The sequence below is a fragment of the Chryseobacterium antibioticum genome, assembly GCF_012927325.1.
Taxonomy (GTDB): domain Bacteria; phylum Bacteroidota; class Bacteroidia; order Flavobacteriales; family Weeksellaceae; genus Chryseobacterium; species Chryseobacterium antibioticum.
Map to the genome: position 1 here is coordinate 174,291 of NZ_JABBGI010000004.1, position 17,982 is coordinate 192,272.

Sequence of the window (17,982 nt, forward strand, 5' to 3'; positions counted from 1 at the left end):
TTGAATCAGCATCAATTTCCGTAAAAGGTCTTTTTATGAATGCCGATGCAGGTTTTGATTTTGTAGATCTACTTTTGGCTTGCGAACAAAAAGAAATAATTCCTAATATAGCATATAACAAAAGAAATAATAGCCAATACACTGAACGTATATTAGATAACAAGCTTTATAGAGAGCAATATTCGATCGAAAGGACAAAAGCTTGGATGGATAGTTGTCGAACTATTCTTAATCGATTTGAAACAACTGTTTCAAGTTGGATAGGATTTAATTTTATAGCATTCATAATTATTGCAATTAAGAAATTTACAAAAGCTAAAAAGTCAAGATGACTTCAATAAATGAAGTTCCTTAAAGGAGGCTGTTCCAATAAAAAAACGATAAGCCAAATAATCGAAATCAAGACTTTATTCGAAGAGAATACTTCGAGGCTTGCCTCGAGGTCAAAAGAGGAAAAGTATGAAAAACGGATGGTTTTTCATAAAACTAAAAATAGAATCTCTTCCATTGAATCTCGGGGCTCTGCCCCGGGGATCATTTATTATCTATTCACAAACGAAATACCCGAAACCATATCCGAAAAAATTAGATATCCCTTCCGATCAGGATATTAATGTCCGGATTAAATCAATAAAATAAATACGTATTTCATACTCTTTTGGAAGTTTATAAGAAATACTCTCTATGACCCTCCTCTTATGTTTCTTTATTTGAAAGATAAATAAATCATTTAATAATTATATATACTTAAAAGTCAAATTATTACATTCGCAAAAATATAAATAGGTATCTGATAAGTACCTGTATTTTGTGTTGTTTTGGATGATTTTTCATCTCTTTGTTAGAAGAAATTTTCATAAAATTAAAACACAAATGATGAAAAATTTTTTTTACAATTACAGCGATAGCTTTTACAGCAGTTACTTTCGCTCAAACAAGGAATGTAGGGATTAATACTGCAACACCTATGGTGCTCTTGCTTTACCAAATGCTGGAGGAGCTCCTGTTCAGGGAAGTATCGATTTGATTGTAGATGGGGTTAAAGCTATATCAAGTTATTATTCCGCTACAGATGCTCCATCTGGTCTGTTGTCTACACTTGGAAATTATTCTACTGCACAAAAAGTAATAAGTAATTTCCCAGCAGGGACCCATACCATAAAGCTGCAAGCCAAAAGCTGGTTTAATACAACCAGATTTAATACTGATCCTTTTGCCGCAGGGTACGCAGGATCTACGGCAGCAGATAGTCAGGCAATGAAGGCAAGAATTAGCATAATAGCATTAAATTGATTATTTATTAATAATAAAATAACTCAAAGATTAGAAAAAGCAGAAGGATTATTTGTTAATGCAGATGCTGGTTTTGATTCCTGGAATATCAGAAAACACTGTGAAAGTAAGGATATTTTACCCCAATATTGCTTTCAATAAACGGAATGGAACAGATACGGAAGATTGTTATTTTGATGAAATTTTATACAGGGAAAGATTGCTATAGAAAGAACAACTGCAATGGCTAGACAGCTTTAGATCACTGCTTAACCGTTTTGACAAAACAGTATCGAGTTGGAAGTCTTTCAATTATATAGCTTCTATAATAATAGCTCTGAAGAAATTTTATAAAACTAAAAAAGTTTAAATGACTTAATTAAAAAAAAATGAATACAAATCACCACCCTACACTAATAGTTTTAGCAGCTGGAATGGGCAGTAGATACGGAAGTCTCAAACAGATAGACACATTTACACCACAGGGAGATACTATTATAGATTTTTCTTTATATGATGCATTGCAAGCAGGTTTTAAGAAATTTGTTTTCATCATTCGTAAGAATTTTGAAAAAGAATTTAAAGAGATATTTGAAAAAAAATTAAAAAGGAAAGCCGAAATAGAATATGTATTTCAGGAAATAGATACTGTTCCAGCAAAATATCTTAATACAGAACGTGCCAAACCATGGGGTACCGGGCATGCATTATTACTTACTAAAGATGTGGTACACGAAAATTTTGCCATTATTAATGCTGATGATTTTTATGGGAGAGATGCCTTTATGGTTATGTATGATTTTCTAAAAGAAACAGACATCAACTCTTATAATTTTAGTATGATAGGTTATTTATTGAAAAATACGGTTTCAGATCATGGTTATGTTTCCCGAGGGGTATGTGATGTAGATTTTAATGGAAACTTATTAAACGTGACTGAAAGAACTCACATAGAGAAAAATAAAAACGAATTAAGGTACAAAGAAGAAGATGAGACCTTTACAACAATTGAAGGGGATGTAACAGTATCAATGAATTTTTGGGGATTCACACCAAAGTGCTTTGAACTTGTTGATGATTCTTTTAGAAGATTTTTGGAAAAAAATAAAGGAAGTTTAAAAGCAGAATACTATTTACCAACTTTGGTTGCCGACAGTATAGGATCTAGAAAAGCTAATGTGAAATTACTGAAATCTAACGACAAGTGGTTCGGAGTTACATATCCTGAAGATAAAAAAATTGTGCAAAAAGCTATTTCAGAATTAAGAATGAAGAAACTTTATCCAGAGAACTTATGGGAATAATCTAACATGACAACTAGTAAATTTATCCTATTTCCTCAAATAGTACTTATTAAAAATTTCCTACAGCATTATATTGAAAACAAATCCAGAACCAAAGGCCATGAGAGAAAAAGAGATCCAATCAATTTTTGATCAGTTTGAACACAAGTTTAATTTTCAATCGTATAGCGAACTAATATCAGGGCACATAAATGATACATTTCTTATTCTTACTGATGCCAATGAACATTATGTTTTACAGTGCATTAATCACAATGTATTCAAAAATGTTCCCGGTCTTATAAGTAATAAGGTTACTGTTAGTAATCATCTATTAAATAAGTTAAATTATTTATCCCCAAAAGAAATTGGAAAAAAAGTACTTTGCTTTATTAAAGCAAAAAGCAGCGAAAATTTTTATTATACGGATGGAATCAATTATTGGAATCTGATGCCCTATATTGAAGAGGGAAAAACACATGAAGTAGTAACTAATAGTGAAATTGCGTACGAAGGAGGTAAATTAATGGGAGAATTTTTAAATCTAACATCAGATTTAGATAATTCTAAGCTCGTAGAGGTAATTCCAAAATTCCATGATATGTCTTTCCGTTTTCAGCAATATAAACTTGCTCTTCAAAGCGCTAGAGTTGATCGTCTTAAAAAAGCAGAACTTTATATCAATTGGGTTTCAAAACTAAGAGACGAAATGCAGATTCTTCAGAATCTCAAAGAAATAGGAAAAATACGAATAAGGGTTACCCATAATGATACTAAAATATCAAACATGCTTTTTGATGAAAAAAATATCGGAATGTGTGTGTTAGATACAGATACCGTAATGCCTGGTATTGTACATTATGATTTCGGCGATGCTATTCGTACGATTTGTAATACAGCTACAGAAGACGAAATCGATTTATCAAAAGTTGAGTTTAATTTAGAATTTTACAAAAGTTATGTTAGAGGTTTTTTGGAAAAAACAGGCGAAACTTTAACGCCAATCGAAATAGAATATTTACCCTTAGCAGCAAAAACTATGATATTTATTATAGGATTAAGATTTCTTACAGACTATCTCAATAATGATGTTTATTTCAAAACCAAATATTCTGAACACAATCTTGATCGTACCAAAAATCAATTCAAATTGATTTATAGTTTAGAGCAAAAATACAACGAAATGGAAATTAATCTATGAAAAAATATCTCATTACAGGTGGGTCAGGGTTCATCGGAAGTCATATTGCTGAAGAACTATCAAAAAATGGGCATCATGTTATCGTATTAGATAATTTAAGGACAGGATTCAAAAAAAATATGGAAGGATTAGATGTAGAATTTATCAATGGGGATATAAGGGATAAAAACATTCTTTTACAATATGCACAAGAAGCCACAGCTATTTTTCACCTCGCGGCATTAGTAAGTGTACCAGAGTCTTTAGTAAATATTTCGGAGTGTATTGATATCAATACACATGGAACTATCAATGTTTTAGAAGCTGCTAAAAGCAATTATGGTTGTAAGGTTATTTTATCAAGCTCTGCTGCAAATTATGGAGATGATCCCATTCTTCCTAAAATAGAAAGCATGATTCCCAAACCTATGACTCCATATGCCATCAGTAAATTAGATGGAGAATATTACCTAGATATGTACCGAAAACAATGGCAAATACCCACTGTATCATTGAGATATTTTAATGTTTTTGGTTCGAGACAAAATCCTAATTCTGCCTATGCAGCTGCCGTTCCCATTTTTATAAATAAAGCATTGAAAAATGAACCGATTACTATTTATGGAGATGGAAATCAAACTAGAGATTTCATTTATGTAAAAGATATAGTTCGGGCTAATATTTTTGCATCAGAAAAAGGAGATTCTATTTATAATGTTGCTTTAGGGCACAGTACTTCTATTATTGAGCTTGTTATAAAGATTATTGAAATTACTAATTCAAAATCACCAATTGTCTTTTTAGAAGAACGGGCAGGAGATATTAAGCATTCAACAGCAGATCCTTCTAAGTTTCAACAATTAGGATTTAAACCTCTTTATTCATTAGACCAAGCATTATTAGAAACAATAGATTACTATGATAGAAGAAATATTGAAACGTAAGAAATAGTATTCTTATAACTGAAAAAAAATTTAGAAATACAAATTCTATATATATAAATTTAATTTTAGCCCTTCCAAAAACCAAATTAATATGTTAAAGAGCACAATAGATTCCTCTACAGGATTTGAAAAAAGATTTGAAAAGATAGAAACAGTTATATTCACGGATTCACTTTCAGCTTCAAAATCCGTGGCAAAAGAGATCTCAGATCTTATACGTGTAAAGCAGTCTCAAAAACAACCTTGTATTTTAGGGCTGGCAACAGGTTCCTCGCCCAAGAGTTTATACGCCGAATTGGTACGCATGCACAGGGAAGAAGGCTTAAGTTTCAAAAACGTAATCACCTTCAACCTTGACGAATATTATCCTATGGAACCAGATTCCGTACATAGTTATGTTCGTTTTATGAAAGAGTTATTGTTTGATAAAGTAGATATTCTTCCTGAAAACTATCATATTCCTGACGGAACATTATCTAAAGAAGAAATAGCAGACTACTGTACTGAATACGAACTTAAAATAGAAGCCTTAGGCGGAATAGATTTGCAGATTCTAGGTATTGGCGGTAATGGTCATATTGGGTTTAATGAATCGGGCTCCTTGCAAAATTCCAAAACCCGTCTTGTAGCATTAGATCATATCACAAGAGTAGCAGCAAGCAATGAGTTTTTAGGACTGCCAAATACTCCTAGAACAGCTATTACATTGGGAGTAAAGAAAATAATGGAAGCGAAAAGAGTAATACTATTAGCGTGGGGTGAATCTAAATCAAAAATTATAAAAGAGTCCGTAGAAGGTACGGTTACCAACCTAGTACCAGCTTCCTATTTGCAAGAACACAAAAACGCTACTTTTGTATTGGATCAAGGAACAGCTCATAAACTTACCCGAATTAATACTCCATGGTTGGTAGAAAAAATAGAATGGACTGATGCATTAATCCGAAAAGCAGTTTTGGGATTAGCCCAAAAAATAAAAAAACCTATATTAAAGCTTACCGATTCTGATTATATAGAAAACGGAATGAGCGATTTGTTGGCAGACAAAGGGCCAGCTTACAATATCAATATCCAAATCTTCAATAAATTACAACACACTATAACTGGTTGGCCAGGAGGTAAGCCAGGAGCAGATGACAGTAACAGACCAGAAAGAAAAATCCCGGCTAAGAAAAGAGTTCTTATATTCAGTCCACATCCAGATGATGATATTATTAGTATGGGTGGAACTTTCATAAGACTACACCAACAGGGGCATGAAGTTCATGTAGCTTATCAAACCTCTGGAAATATAGCAGTAGCGGATTCTGAAGCATTGCGATTTGCAAATTTTGTGTGTGATTACAATGAAATGTTTGGCATAGAAAATGGTGCAGCGCAAAAGATTTTTGAAAAGGCAATCAAATTTTTGCAAAATAAAAAAAATAGTGATATAGACATTCCTGAAGTAAGACAAATAAAGGGTTTAATAAGAAAAGGAGAAGCAAGATCCACTTGCCATTACGTGGGAATACCAGACAGCCAGATTCATTTTTTGCAAATGCCCTTCTATGAAACAGGCAGAATAGAAAAAAAACCATTGAGCAAAGAAGACATAGAAATTGTAATAGATATAATAGACAAAGTAAAACCACATCAAATATATGCGGCTGGTGATTTAGCAGATCCTCATGGAACGCATAAAGTGTGTTTAGATTCTATTTTTGAATCTGTTAAAAATTTAAAATCGAAGGAATACATGAAAGATTGTTGGTTATGGTTATATAGAGGGGCATGGAAAGAGTGGTCTATAGAAGAAATAGAAATGGCAGTTCCACTAAGCCCAGACCAAATTTTGGAGAAACGCTATGGGATTTTCAAACATCAATCTCAAAAAGATGGAGTAGTATTCCAAGGGACAGACACGAGAGAATTCTGGCAAAGAGCAGAAGAAAGAAACAGAGAAACGGCAGAAACTTATCATAAAATGGGACTTGCAACTTATGCTGCCATGGAAGCTTTTGTAAGGTGGGAATTCTAAAAAATTAGGCAATGTCCTTAATCAAAGGATATAAACGTCATACAGTAGTAGATAAGAATGGATTTTTTTTTAGCTGTCATGGTCTCAGTAACGAGCATCCACAACAGTGAGGCAGTAGATTTGTTAATGAGAACCCTGTTTTATTGGTCTCAGAAATAGTTAAAACTATGCACTTTAGTGCATTTTACTTTCAGTTTCTAAAAATGTTATCTTTGTTTTGTGGATTATCAACGTAGCAATGGTCATAGTGTAAGTAGGTTAACAGCACATATTGTATGGGTTACTAAATATCGTTTTCCAGTATTGGAGGGTGATATTAAATTACGCTGTCGTAGTATTTTGCTTCAAATTTGCCAGGCAGAAGATATTAGAATTTTGAAAGGAGTTGTCTCTAAAGATCATGTTCATATGCATATAGAATATCGCCCTAATCAAGATATAAGTAGTCTTGTTAAACTATTCAAAGGTCGAAGCTCTAGGAAACTTCAAATTGAATTTCCTGAATTGAAACAACGTTATTGGGGACGTCATTTTTGGGCAATAGGATTTGGTTGTTGGAGCACTGGCAATATTACGGATGAAATGCTTAACGAGTATTTGGAACATCATCGAAACCCAACTGATCAAGACCAAAGTAATTTTATCATTGAGTAGTAATACTCGAATCGTGGACTTTAAGTCCACAAACCAAACCTATGGACTTTAAGTCCATAGTGGTTTAGTTAATCACAAATATGACAGATTTTTCAACATGAATTAAATAAATATGCTTTAAACTTTCTCCTCCTCAGGAATCAAAAGCTTCCCCCAATCATTCAGCGGCCAAAGAATCTCTACCAGTTTTCCTCCAAGTTCCGTTAATGTATACTCACTTTTGGAGGTAATTCATTAAACGATTGTTTAACCAAAATGCCATTCTCCACCATTTCATTAAGCTGCTTGTTTAAAATTCTGCGGTCAACTTTAGCAATCCCACGAAGAAATTCACTCGGACTTGAAATTGAAAGATTAAAAATTTAACCATTAGAAGATCTGAGTGATCTGAGAAATCTGCGGGAGAAAAAAACTTCAAACATATGTAAATCACCATTTCTCCGTCAGATATTTCCAATACCTTTTCGGAACATGCTGCACATGCAGTTTTAAATTCTTCCTTTCTATGATATTGGTTTTCGTAAAATACCGCTGCCAAAGCGTTTGGTAATTCTGCTCCTCATCATGAAACTTCTGTTGGTATTTGTGGAGATCTAATTTTTCTTCCGGATAAAAAAACTCACAGGTATCCAGATCGTACAGAATTCCGTAATTCCGTTGCAAATCGTAGATCATCCATTTTTGATCCTGATAACGGTCTTTAAAATGTTTACGGATCAGGGGAAGAACATCGAAATCAGGATCTATTTTCGCAAAGAAAACTCCATCCTGCATTTTTTCAAACCGGACAAAAGCCGTCATTCTATGTCTTTCCCGGTCTACAGATTTACAGATCTTTGAAATTTTCAGCATATCTTCATCTGCATAATTTTGAAGAATATTTTTATCAGGATGCTGGATCGATTGCTTTACAGCAGAGAGAATAAGATGCTCCCGTTCCGGATCTTCCGACAGGAAAACTTTCAGGAGCTGGTGAACGCCCGATCTTCCGATATGCTGTTCCAGTTTGTTGAATACTCTTTCCGCTTTATCGCTTTGCGTAATCACTTCATGAATTTCAGCAAAAATATTTTCCTGATGAAACCTTTCCTTGCTTGCAATTTCCACATCTCTATACTGGTATTCAAACACTTCAAATACTGCGGTTAAAAGGCCATCGAAACTTCCGTCATAAAGTAATGTGGTCATGGTGATTCAGGTGAAATTATTTTTTGAAGATTATTTTTAAAACAAACTCAGCTGCTGTGAAAACTGATTGTGAAACTTGGAAGAACTTCCGCCTACCAACAGCTTTCTCAAATTTATATCTGTTAAATATCGCAAATAAGCATTTCCTGCATTGAAATCGATGAAATATTTTGCCCGGTTGACAGCGGCACCCAGCTTTTTCAAATGATCCATATTTAAAACCTGAAAACGACGAGCCTGAATGATTTTCTGCGCAGTTTTTACGCCAATTCCCGGAATCCTTAAAATCATTTGATAATCCGCTGTCTGCAGATTCACCGGAAATTGATGAAGATGCCTCAAAGCCCAACTCAGTTTAGGATCTATTTCCAGATCCAGAAACGGCATATGAGGATCTAAAATTTCTTCAGCTTTAAAACCATAAAATCTCATCAGCCAGTCAGACTGATACAAACGGTTTTCACGAAGCATAGGAACTTCCGTCGTCAGAGAGGGCAGTCTTTTGTCTTCCAAAACGGGAACATATCCCGAATAATAGACCCTTTTCAGATTGAAATTTTTATAAAAATGATCTGCCACTTTGATGATCTGCAAATCGTTTTCATTGGTTGCTCCCACGATCATTTGCGTAGACTGTCCGGCAGGGGCAAATTTCGGCACTTTTCTGAAAATTTTCTTTTCATCTTTATACTGGTCAATACCTTTTTGAATATAGCGCATCGGATTGATCATATCTTGGCGGTTCTTTTCAGGAGCCAGTAATTTCAGCCCGCTTTCCGTAGGAATTTCAAGGTTTACAGAGAGTCTGTCTGCATATAAAGCAGCTTCCTGCATCAGCTCATCACTTGCCCCAGGAATAGATTTTAAATGAATATAACCGTTAAAATTTTCTTCAGTCCGTAATTTTTTTGCCACTCTTACCAGACGCTCCATCGTAGTATCTGCATTTTTAAAAATACCGGAGCTCAGAAACAGACCTTCAATATAATTTCTGCGGTAAAAATTAATTGTAAGGTCAACCACTTCTTCTACAGTGAAACCTGCCCTTTTAATATCATTGGAACTTCTGGATACACAATATGCGCAGTCGTAGATACAGTGGTTGGTCAGCAGAATTTTGAGCAGGGAAACACAGCGTCCGTCTTCTGTATAGGTATGGCAGATCCCGCTTACGGAACTATCTCCCAAAGCGCCTTTTTTATTCTTTCTCGTTCCTCCGCTGGATGAGCAGGAAACATCATATTTCGCTGCATCAGCAAGGATTTCGAGTTTTTCTTTCAGGCGTTCAAAATTCATATTTTTAACCGGATGTTATAATTTGTATCAAAATAGTGTTCAAAAATAGTTCCAAAATTGATAAATATCAATCTTTTTCGATAGAAGTTATCAACAATGGAGACTTTCAAAATTACTATCTTTACGCATATTAAATTTATGCTATGAATCATAAACCGGTAGAAGGTTTCTCTAAACTTACCAAACAGGGCAAAATTGATTGGCTTGTCAGCGAATACCTTGAAGGAAACGAAGAATATCAAAATATATTAAAACAATATTGGAACGAAAATGCTGATCTCCAGAAACTTCATGAAGAGTTTTCTGAAAATACGATCTCCAATTTCTATATGCCTTACGGAATTGCTCCGAATTTCTTAATTGACGGAAAATTATTTGCCCTTCCGATGGCTGTAGAAGAAAGTTCAGTAGTGGCAGCAGCTTCTAAAGCCGCTAAATTCTGGATCGATAAAGGGGGTTTTAAGACAACCATTATCAACAACGAAAAATTAGGACATACCCACTTTATATTCAATGTAGAATCTCATAAGCTTCAGCATTTCTTTAATTTTAATTTGAAGAAGAAATTATATGAAGCAACCGAAGCGATCACGGCGAACATGAGAAATCGGGGTGGTGGAATTTTGGATATTAAATTAGTTGATAAAACTTCTGAAATGCCCAACTATTACCAGCTTAAAGCAAGCTTCGATACAGTAGATTCCATGGGTGCGAATTTTATTAATTCATGTCTTGAGCAGTTCGGAAAAACATTGAAGCAGGAAATTGCAACGAGTGAAGATTTTACACAGGAAGAGAAAAGCTCACTTCAGGTAGTGATGAATATTCTTTCCAATTTTACACCCGACTGTATCGTAAGAGCTGAGGTTTCCTGTAAAATTGAAGATTTAAAAGACGACAGTGGAATCTCCAATGAAGAATTTGCAAGAAAATTCAAACAGGCTGTTACTATCGCTGAAATAGAACCTTTCCGAGCTACGACCCACAACAAAGGCGTAATGAATGGAGTAGATGCTGTGGTAATTGCCACAGGAAATGACTTCCGGGCAACAGAAGCCTGCGCACACGCTTATGCAGCGAGAGACGGACAATACCGATCTTTAACACACTGTACAACAGATAACGGGATTTTCAGATTCTGGATCGATCTTCCGATCTCTGTAGGAGTGGTGGGAGGTCTTACGAATCTCCATCCATTGGTGAAATTCTCACTGGCACTTCTTGGAAAACCTTCAGCACAGGGACTGATGAGTATCTTGGCTGTTTCCGGTCTTGCCCAAAACTTTGGAGCGCTTCGTTCTTTAGTTACTACAGGCATCCAGAAAGGGCATATGAAAATGCATTTATTGAATATTTTAAATCAACTGGGCGCTACAGAAGCTGAAAAGCAGCATTTTGTTGCCTATTTTAAAGATAAAACGGTAAGTCATCATGAGGTTATTAATGAATTCAACAGATTAAGAGCTCAATAATGCTGCAGATTATCTTACCCGTCATCTTTATCATCTTCGGGATCTTTTTAAAGAAAACGACTTCCCCGGGTTTTAGAAATTCTAAAAAACTTTCCAATGTCTTTATCATATTGGGGATTTCAACCTTGGTGGCAAAAATTATTTTAATCTATATAAAATCGAAATAGTGAAACGGAACATCCTCTTCTTCCTATTGATTTCAGGTTTAAGTTTTTCACAACAGAAAAATGTAAAGATCAGTGATCTCCAGCCGAAATCTGAAGATGCTGTATTTCCGGTAGTTTCCTATTCGGAAAATCCGTTGGTCGAAACCAAGATCAATACCTTTTTGCAGGTCAATGAGCTGGAATATATCCCGAATTCCGGTTCTGATCCTTTTAAGAAGGCTTCTACGGCTGCGAATTCCTATACCAACTATCTCTATTTCTACAGCTGGGAGAAATTGGAAACGCCTAAAAATATTGTAAGCATCGGGATAGACGGTGAAGCTTCGGGAGCCTATCCTGAAGGATTTTCAAAATGGAATAATTTTGATTTAAGGACGGGGAATTTTATCAACTGTACGGATTTGTTTCAGCCCAATGCTGTCAAAACATTCGAGAATATCATCAATCAGAACGTCAAAAAAAGGGTGGATGAATTTCTTACTCAGTTAAGAGCTGAGAAGAATCCCGGAGAAGAAGTTCAGGATCAGATTGCGATGTATGAAGACTGTTTTATGGAACATACCTTAGAATACATCGAATTTTATTTTGGTAAAAATCAACTGACTTTTGTGGCCGGAAGATGTTCCAATCATGCAATGAGAGCATTGGATGATCTGGGAAGTCACACCATTGAAATTCCTTACAAAGATCTGGAAAAGTACTGGAGCCCGTACGCAAAAAATCTTTTGTCGGGTTCTGAAAAACCGGATGCCACAAGCTTTCAGTATAAATTGCTGAAAGGAAAAATAGACCATAAGTATCTCATTACCGTTTTTATCAAACATCTTTACACCGATAAGGGGGAGAATTCTTTTTCTGCAATGTATTGGTATGATAAAAATAAAAAACTGATAGAGTGGGATGGGAAGATTAAAGGAGGTCATATTTCCATCACGGAAAACGACCACTACGATGAAAAATTGGAAAAATGGATTCCGAGAGCTTTTATAGAAGCTGATAAAAAAGGAAATAAGATCACCGGAACCTGGCAGGATTATAAAACAGGAAAATATTTAAATCTAGAATTAGAAGAATTATAAAATGAAAACAATTACTTTAATTTTTGGTGCTGCCTATGGAATGCTGTCCGTTATTTTGGGAGCTTTCGGAGCACATGCTTTAAAAAAAATATTATCCGTGGAAAGACTTGAAAGTTTTGAAACGGGAGTGAGATATCAGATGTATGCTGCATTCTTTTTATTGATTGTTGGGTATATTTTAAAATTTGATACTTCATCACAGAAATGGATCTCCATTTTAATGATTGCGGGAACCATGCTGTTTTCTTTTAGTATCTACTTCCTTAGTTTACAGGATTATTTGGGCGCAAACCTGAAGTTTTTAGGACCCATTACTCCGCTTGGAGGTCTTTTTATGATTATAAGCTGGGCAATGCTGATTTGGTATTTCGCCAAGACAAAAATATAATCATTTCAGTTTGGGTATAAAAAGAGTTATGCTCACTTTATTCAATTTCCATACTTTAAAATTAAAAGATGAATAGCCGCTTTACCTTGTTTTTGATGACCCTCGTTATTTTTTCTCTTAGTGTTCATAAAGTAGAAGCACAGGAGAAGAAGAAATTTATGAACGAGACTATTTTAACGGAAGTGAAAACTATTCAAAAGCGTTTTTCAGATAGCATCAGTCACTATAATTACAAAAAAAATGCTGATCTATATAGTAAGAAATATAAAGTTTTTTACATTGAAAAAATACAGAGCCTGGAAAACCTATACCAAAGTATATTTGATAAAGATGTCATCATCGGGAAGGTAAATAAAAGTATTTCATTTAAAACAACGACCGGAATGCAGGCAAAAACTCCTGTATCTCCGGTAGAAACGGCAGCCCAAAGTGAAATAAAAACTAATTCTGTTGATATTGCTGAAGTTGAAAATTACAAACAGCTTGAAGACTTAAAAAAACGGTTGACCGTTGATTTCCCGGTGTATTTAATAGAAGACGATAGTGAGGGAATATATCGATGTCATTTGAATTTCTTCATTGATGTGGATGGGAAATTTAAAAACGTAAAATACAGCGGATCATCCGGGACAGAATTCAATTTAATCAGTGCATTATTCCTGTACGCTCTTGAAGGTTTGGAAAAACCGCTCCTTTATAACAAAAAGCCTATTGTACAACAGTTTTCCCAACCGATTGTATTAAAATTTGAATAGTAAAAACAAATGATGAGGTTTTTTAATATTTAAAATCAATGACAATGAAAATCAATAGAAGAAGGAGGTTAATAAAAACATTCAATCTTCTGGATCAGCCTATAAAATTCAATCCGTTTGTATTTAGCCGTACCTTTTTTATGTGGGCTTTTACGGGGCTTGTAGGAGGAGCTATTGCGGGAGGTTACTGGATTGTTTTAGAATGTTTTACAGAGTTTTTAGCTGAGTTTCAGGGCTGGATGGTGATTCCAACGATGGCGGTCTGTGGCCTGCTCGCAGGACTTGTCATTCATTTTATCGGAGATCCCGGAGAAATTCATTTGATTGTTAATAATATCAGGTTTAATAAAGGAAAATTAGATCCGAAAAATAATCCTTCCATGATTCTTTCGTCATTGTTTTGTGTGGCATCCGGAGGAAGTCTCGGGCCTGAGGCTCCTTTGGTTCAGGTTACTGGATCTACCGGAACCTGGTTGGGTAAAATTTTCAGACTGAAAGGGGAGGAGCTGCGTTCTTTGAGCATTGCCGGAATGGCTTCAGGCTTTACCGCTTTGTTTGGGGCTCCGCTTGGAGGAAGTCTGTTTTCCCTTGAAATTCTGCATCACAAACACGCTGTAGAATATTACAGAGCTATTATTCCTGCTTTGGTAGCGAGCTGTTTCAGTTATGTGATGTTTGCTTTGATTATTCATTTGGGGATAGGCGCAACATGGGATCTGAAGGCTTATCATTATTCTGGAGTGTATGATTTTATCTATGCTTTTTTATTCGGTGTGGTGGCAACTATTTTTGGATGGATCTTTATTTTTGTAGTGAAATTTTTCAAAAAAGTTTTTGAATACAGACAGTTTCCCATCTATGTGAAGACTTTGACTGGTGGAATTATTTTGGGAGTTATTGCTTATAATTTTCCCATTACAAGATACTTTGGTCATCATGAGGTCAATCAGCTGATCAACGGGAATTTTACCCTGAATTTTTTGATCGTGATCCTTATTTTTAAGATCATTGCGATTGCCGTTACAGTAACTTCAGGATGGAGAGGTGGTTTTATCATTCCCTTATTTTTTGTAGGAACTACTTTAGGATTGATTATTCATCAGCTATTTCCTGCTGTGGATACTACGCTAGCCATTGTAAGCTGCATGGCGGCCATCAATGCCTGTGTGACCAGAACACCAATGAGTACCACCATTATTTTGGGAACCTTAACTGGATTTACCTATTTCGTTCCGATACTTTTTGCGAGTTTAACAGGGTATTTCCTGGCGCCTAAAATTCCATTTATCGGGTCGCAGTCTGAAAAATTGTCCGAAGAATAAAATTTAGAATAGGTATTTTAAACCATTAAGAGTTTTTAAGTGATTAAGAATATTAAGTTTCGCAAGCGAATATAAGAGGTAAGCTTAAAAATATCTTTAGATGTTTTTCTTAATTAAACTTAAAATCTTCAATAATCTTAATGGTTAAAAAAAATCTTATTTAAAAAATATGAAGACATTCTTAATTTTTAAGTCAATAAACTTGAACTTCCATGTCTTTTTAGTAAATTTGTCAACCTTTAAATTTTAAAATAAAATAATAAAAATAATATGAATCTTCACGAGTATCAATCAAAAGAGATTTTATCAAAGTACGGAGTTGCTATCCAACGTGGTTTCGTAGCGAACAATGTAGAAGAAGCTGTAGCAGCTGCTGAAAAATTGACTGCTGAGACCGGAGCACAGGCTTGGGTTGTAAAAGCACAAATTCACGCAGGTGGTCGTGGTAAAGGTGGTGGTGTAAAGTTCTCTCCAAACATGGATAAACTTAAAGAAAACGCTCAAAACATCATCGGAATGCAGTTGGTAACTCCACAAACTTCTGCCGAAGGTAAAAAAGTACACTCTGTTTTGGTTGCAGAAGATGTTTATTATCCGGGAGAAACTGAAACTAAAGAATTTTATGTTTCTATTCTTTTAGACAGAGCTGAAGGTAAAAATACAATCGTATATTCTACTGAAGGAGGTATGGATATTGAGCACGTTGCAGAAGTAACACCTCATTTGATCCACAAAGAAATCATTGATCCTGCTTTAGGTCTTCAAGGGTTCCAGGCTAGAAAAATTGCTTTCAACTTAGGTCTTGAAGGAAATGCATTCAAAGAATTCACAAAATTCATTGCATCTCTTTACAATGCTTATACAGGAATTGATGCTTCTCTTTTCGAGATCAACCCTGTGTTGAAAACTTCTGATAACAAAATTATCGCTGTAGATGCTAAAGTAACTTTAGATGGTAACGCATTGTTCCGTCACAAAGACTTAGAAGCGTTGAGAGATACAAGAGAAGAAGATCCAATGGATGTAGAAGCGGGTGAAGCTGGTCTTAACTTCGTAAAGCTAGACGGCAATGTTGCTTGTATGGTAAACGGAGCTGGTCTTGCAATGGCAACTATGGATATCATCAAATTATCTGGTGGTAGCCCTGCTAACTTCTTGGACGTTGGAGGTACTGCCGATGCTCAGAGAGTACAGACAGCTTTCGGAATCATCTTGAGAGATCCAAACGTAAAAGCAATCCTGATCAATATCTTCGGAGGTATCGTAAGATGTGACAGAGTAGCTCAGGGAGTTGTAGATGCTTACAGAGCGATGGGTAGCCTTCCGGTTCCATTGATCGTAAGATTACAGGGAACTAACGCTGTAGAAGCTAAAAAATTAATTGACGATTCAGGTCTTCCTGTACATTCTGCAATTACTTTAGAAGAAGCTGCAAACAAAGTAAAAGAAGTTTTAGCTTAAGACTAAACTTTTAAATAAATTCAGAAACCGTTCCATTCTTTGGAGCGGTTTTTTTATAGTTAAACACTAAAAATCAGTCCGATGAAAAATTTGTACATCCCCAATCCATGCTCCGAAAGCTGGGAAACTATGTCTTCCCGGGAAAAAGGAAGATTCTGTTCCGTATGCAGTAAATGCGTAATTGATTTTACAGAAAAGAAATCTCATGAAATCGAATCTATTTTCAAAGAGAAACAGGGAGAAGATATCTGCGGTAGATTTTTTAGCCACCAGCTGACTACAGAAAACGAAAAATATGAGTCTGTAGAAAATAAACTTTTTCAATATATTCCTGCCCTATTCAGAAATCATAAAATAGGTTTGGCTATAGTTTCCATGATTTTATTTTTGACGGGATGTTCAAAACCAAAAGAGAAAGCTTGTGCTGTAATTGGAGAGGCTAAAATTGAAAAAAATACTATTCCTAAAAATGACAATTATATACTCGGCGCACCGATGATCCAGAATGACTCCATTGCAAAAATGCAGAAGAAAGACAGCCTGAAATTGAAACATCAAAAATAAGATAAGGCATAAAAAAACCGCTTAAGAAAAGCGGTTGATATTATTTTATGTATCCTGATTTTCAGTAGGAAAAGCTTCACCATTCGTAATACTGATGCTCGTAGGTGTTACAAGCTGTATATTGTCAGCATCCAGGCGCTCCTTGATCTTCAGATAAGCCTCGCTTTTCAACTGAACCAGATTTCCGCCTACCCTCATCCAGAATTTAGCCTGGAGGTTAAAATTGCCTTGTTTTAGGTCGGTAAAAATAACTTCTGAAGTATCCAGTCTGTCTACACTGTCAAGACTTTTAATGACGGCAAGCATACCTTTCTGTGCTTTGCTGATATCTTCATCCGCAGGAATCTCAAAATTCAGAATAATTCTGCGCTGCGGCGAAGCGGTAATATTATAAAAAGGAGCATTAAAAATAACCTGATTGGGAATGTAAGCCTTCTTTCCATCGTCAGTAATGAGCTTGGTCGTTAAAAAACCAATTTCCTGAACCGTCCCGGAATGAGCACCGATTGTAATATAATCACCTATTTTAAATGCTTTATCAATCCCGATCAGCATTCCTGAAAAAATACTGGATACCAGATCCTTTAAAGCGACCCCGGCGATCACCCCGGCCACCCCTAAACTTCCGATGAACTTCCAAAGGAAACTGCTGAAGCCCATGATTTCTAGGGCAATGAAAGTTCCTATGATCATAATCAAAAACCTGAATATCCCGATTAAAGTCACCAGAGAGCCTTCTTTCTGGCTTTTCGGGAAAAATTTATGAAATAATTTTACGGCACCTAAACTCAGGTATTTACTGGTGATAAGAAAAAAAGAAAATACTAAAATTCCGACGATAAGTTTCGGGGTAAGCTCGGCAAACCTCATATACCAGCTTTCCAAAACCCTGTAAATAACATCTACATAGCTGTGTCCAATGTTCTGCATGAATAAA

At 35.4% G+C, this 17,982-nt stretch carries 17 protein-coding genes and 1 pseudogene; 14 read left to right on the forward strand and 4 right to left on the reverse strand.

Going from position 1 to position 17,982, the window contains the following annotated elements; all coding sequences use genetic code 11:
• Positions 1–35 precede the first annotated feature (35 nt).
• From HHL23_RS04610 to tnpA, 7 genes are all read left to right on the forward strand, one after another.
• The gene (locus HHL23_RS04610) at positions 36–332 is read left to right on the forward strand and encodes a transposase (RefSeq protein ID WP_169233639.1); all 297 of its coding nucleotides are present in this window, start codon (positions 36–38) and stop codon (positions 330–332) included.
• A 691-nt stretch (positions 333–1,023) separates the two neighbouring features.
• Entirely contained in the window at positions 1,024–1,293 is a 270-nt protein-coding gene (locus HHL23_RS04615; RefSeq protein WP_169233640.1) for a hypothetical protein, read from the forward strand.
• 368 nt (positions 1,294–1,661) lie between these two features.
• Positions 1,662–2,576, forward strand: coding sequence for a nucleotidyltransferase family protein (locus HHL23_RS04620; RefSeq protein ID WP_169233641.1), 915 nt, complete (start codon positions 1,662–1,664; stop codon positions 2,574–2,576).
• A 100-nt stretch (positions 2,577–2,676) separates the two neighbouring features.
• Positions 2,677–3,756 (forward strand): phosphotransferase enzyme family protein, encoded by a 1,080-nt coding sequence (locus HHL23_RS04625; protein ID WP_169233642.1) that lies wholly within the window; start codon positions 2,677–2,679, stop codon positions 3,754–3,756.
• Positions 3,753–4,679, forward strand: coding sequence for an SDR family NAD(P)-dependent oxidoreductase (locus HHL23_RS04630; RefSeq protein WP_169233643.1), 927 nt, complete (start codon positions 3,753–3,755; stop codon positions 4,677–4,679). The genes HHL23_RS04625 and HHL23_RS04630 overlap by 4 nt, the downstream gene beginning before the upstream one ends.
• A 91-nt stretch (positions 4,680–4,770) precedes the next feature.
• Positions 4,771–6,699 carry a glucosamine-6-phosphate deaminase gene (gene nagB / locus HHL23_RS04635; protein WP_169233644.1) on the forward strand — a complete coding sequence of 643 codons (1,929 nt, stop codon included), beginning with the start codon at positions 4,771–4,773 and terminating at the stop codon, positions 6,697–6,699.
• Positions 6,700–6,918: 219 nt separating this feature from the next.
• Positions 6,919–7,353, forward strand: a complete 435-nt coding sequence (gene tnpA, locus HHL23_RS04640) for an IS200/IS605 family transposase (RefSeq protein WP_169233276.1) — start codon at positions 6,919–6,921, stop codon at positions 7,351–7,353.
• A gap of 117 nt (positions 7,354–7,470) precedes the next feature.
• Here tnpA and HHL23_RS04645 read toward each other — a convergent pair.
• The 3 genes and pseudogenes from HHL23_RS04645 to HHL23_RS04655 all read right to left on the reverse strand — a co-directional run.
• Positions 7,471–7,691: pseudogene (locus tag HHL23_RS04645) on the reverse strand (winged helix-turn-helix transcriptional regulator); the annotation flags it as partial.
• Between the two features lie 91 nt (positions 7,692–7,782).
• Positions 7,783–8,541: a TIGR03915 family putative DNA repair protein gene (locus HHL23_RS04650; protein ID WP_169233645.1), complete on the reverse strand. Its 759-nt coding sequence runs from the start codon at positions 8,539–8,541 to the stop codon at positions 7,783–7,785.
• 36 nt (positions 8,542–8,577) lie between these two features.
• Positions 8,578–9,837, reverse strand: coding sequence for a putative DNA modification/repair radical SAM protein (locus HHL23_RS04655; protein WP_169233646.1), 1,260 nt, complete (start codon positions 9,835–9,837; stop codon positions 8,578–8,580).
• A gap of 143 nt (positions 9,838–9,980) precedes the next feature.
• Between HHL23_RS04655 and HHL23_RS04660 the strand changes: the two genes are divergently transcribed.
• The 7 genes from HHL23_RS04660 (at position 9,981) to HHL23_RS04690 (ending at position 17,045) form a co-directional block, all read left to right on the forward strand.
• On the forward strand, positions 9,981–11,309 hold the full coding sequence (locus HHL23_RS04660) for a hydroxymethylglutaryl-CoA reductase, degradative (RefSeq protein ID WP_169233647.1): 1,329 nt from the start codon (positions 9,981–9,983) through the stop codon (positions 11,307–11,309).
• Positions 11,310–11,475: 166 nt separating this feature from the next.
• Positions 11,476–12,555 carry a hypothetical protein gene (locus HHL23_RS04665; RefSeq protein ID WP_169233648.1) on the forward strand — a complete coding sequence of 360 codons (1,080 nt, stop codon included), beginning with the start codon at positions 11,476–11,478 and terminating at the stop codon, positions 12,553–12,555.
• A gap of 1 nt (position 12,556) precedes the next feature.
• The gene (locus tag HHL23_RS04670; RefSeq protein ID WP_169233649.1) at positions 12,557–12,943 is read left to right on the forward strand and encodes a DUF423 domain-containing protein; all 387 of its coding nucleotides are present in this window, start codon (positions 12,557–12,559) and stop codon (positions 12,941–12,943) included.
• A gap of 68 nt (positions 12,944–13,011) precedes the next feature.
• Positions 13,012–13,698: a hypothetical protein gene (locus HHL23_RS04675; RefSeq protein WP_169233650.1), complete on the forward strand. Its 687-nt coding sequence runs from the start codon at positions 13,012–13,014 to the stop codon at positions 13,696–13,698.
• 44 nt (positions 13,699–13,742) lie between these two features.
• Complete coding sequence (locus HHL23_RS04680) at positions 13,743–15,020, forward strand: chloride channel protein (RefSeq protein ID WP_169233651.1); 1,278 nt, start codon at positions 13,743–13,745, stop codon at positions 15,018–15,020.
• A gap of 270 nt (positions 15,021–15,290) precedes the next feature.
• Positions 15,291–16,481 (forward strand): ADP-forming succinate--CoA ligase subunit beta, encoded by a 1,191-nt coding sequence (gene sucC / locus HHL23_RS04685; RefSeq protein ID WP_169233652.1) that lies wholly within the window; start codon positions 15,291–15,293, stop codon positions 16,479–16,481.
• A gap of 81 nt (positions 16,482–16,562) precedes the next feature.
• The gene (locus HHL23_RS04690; protein ID WP_169233653.1) at positions 16,563–17,045 is read left to right on the forward strand and encodes a hypothetical protein; all 483 of its coding nucleotides are present in this window, start codon (positions 16,563–16,565) and stop codon (positions 17,043–17,045) included.
• Between the two features lie 45 nt (positions 17,046–17,090).
• On the opposite strand, the gene HHL23_RS04695 is transcribed toward HHL23_RS04690, so the two are convergent.
• On the reverse strand, positions 17,091–17,975 hold the full coding sequence (locus tag HHL23_RS04695) for a mechanosensitive ion channel family protein (RefSeq protein ID WP_169233654.1): 885 nt from the start codon (positions 17,973–17,975) through the stop codon (positions 17,091–17,093).
• Positions 17,976–17,982 lie beyond the last annotated feature (7 nt).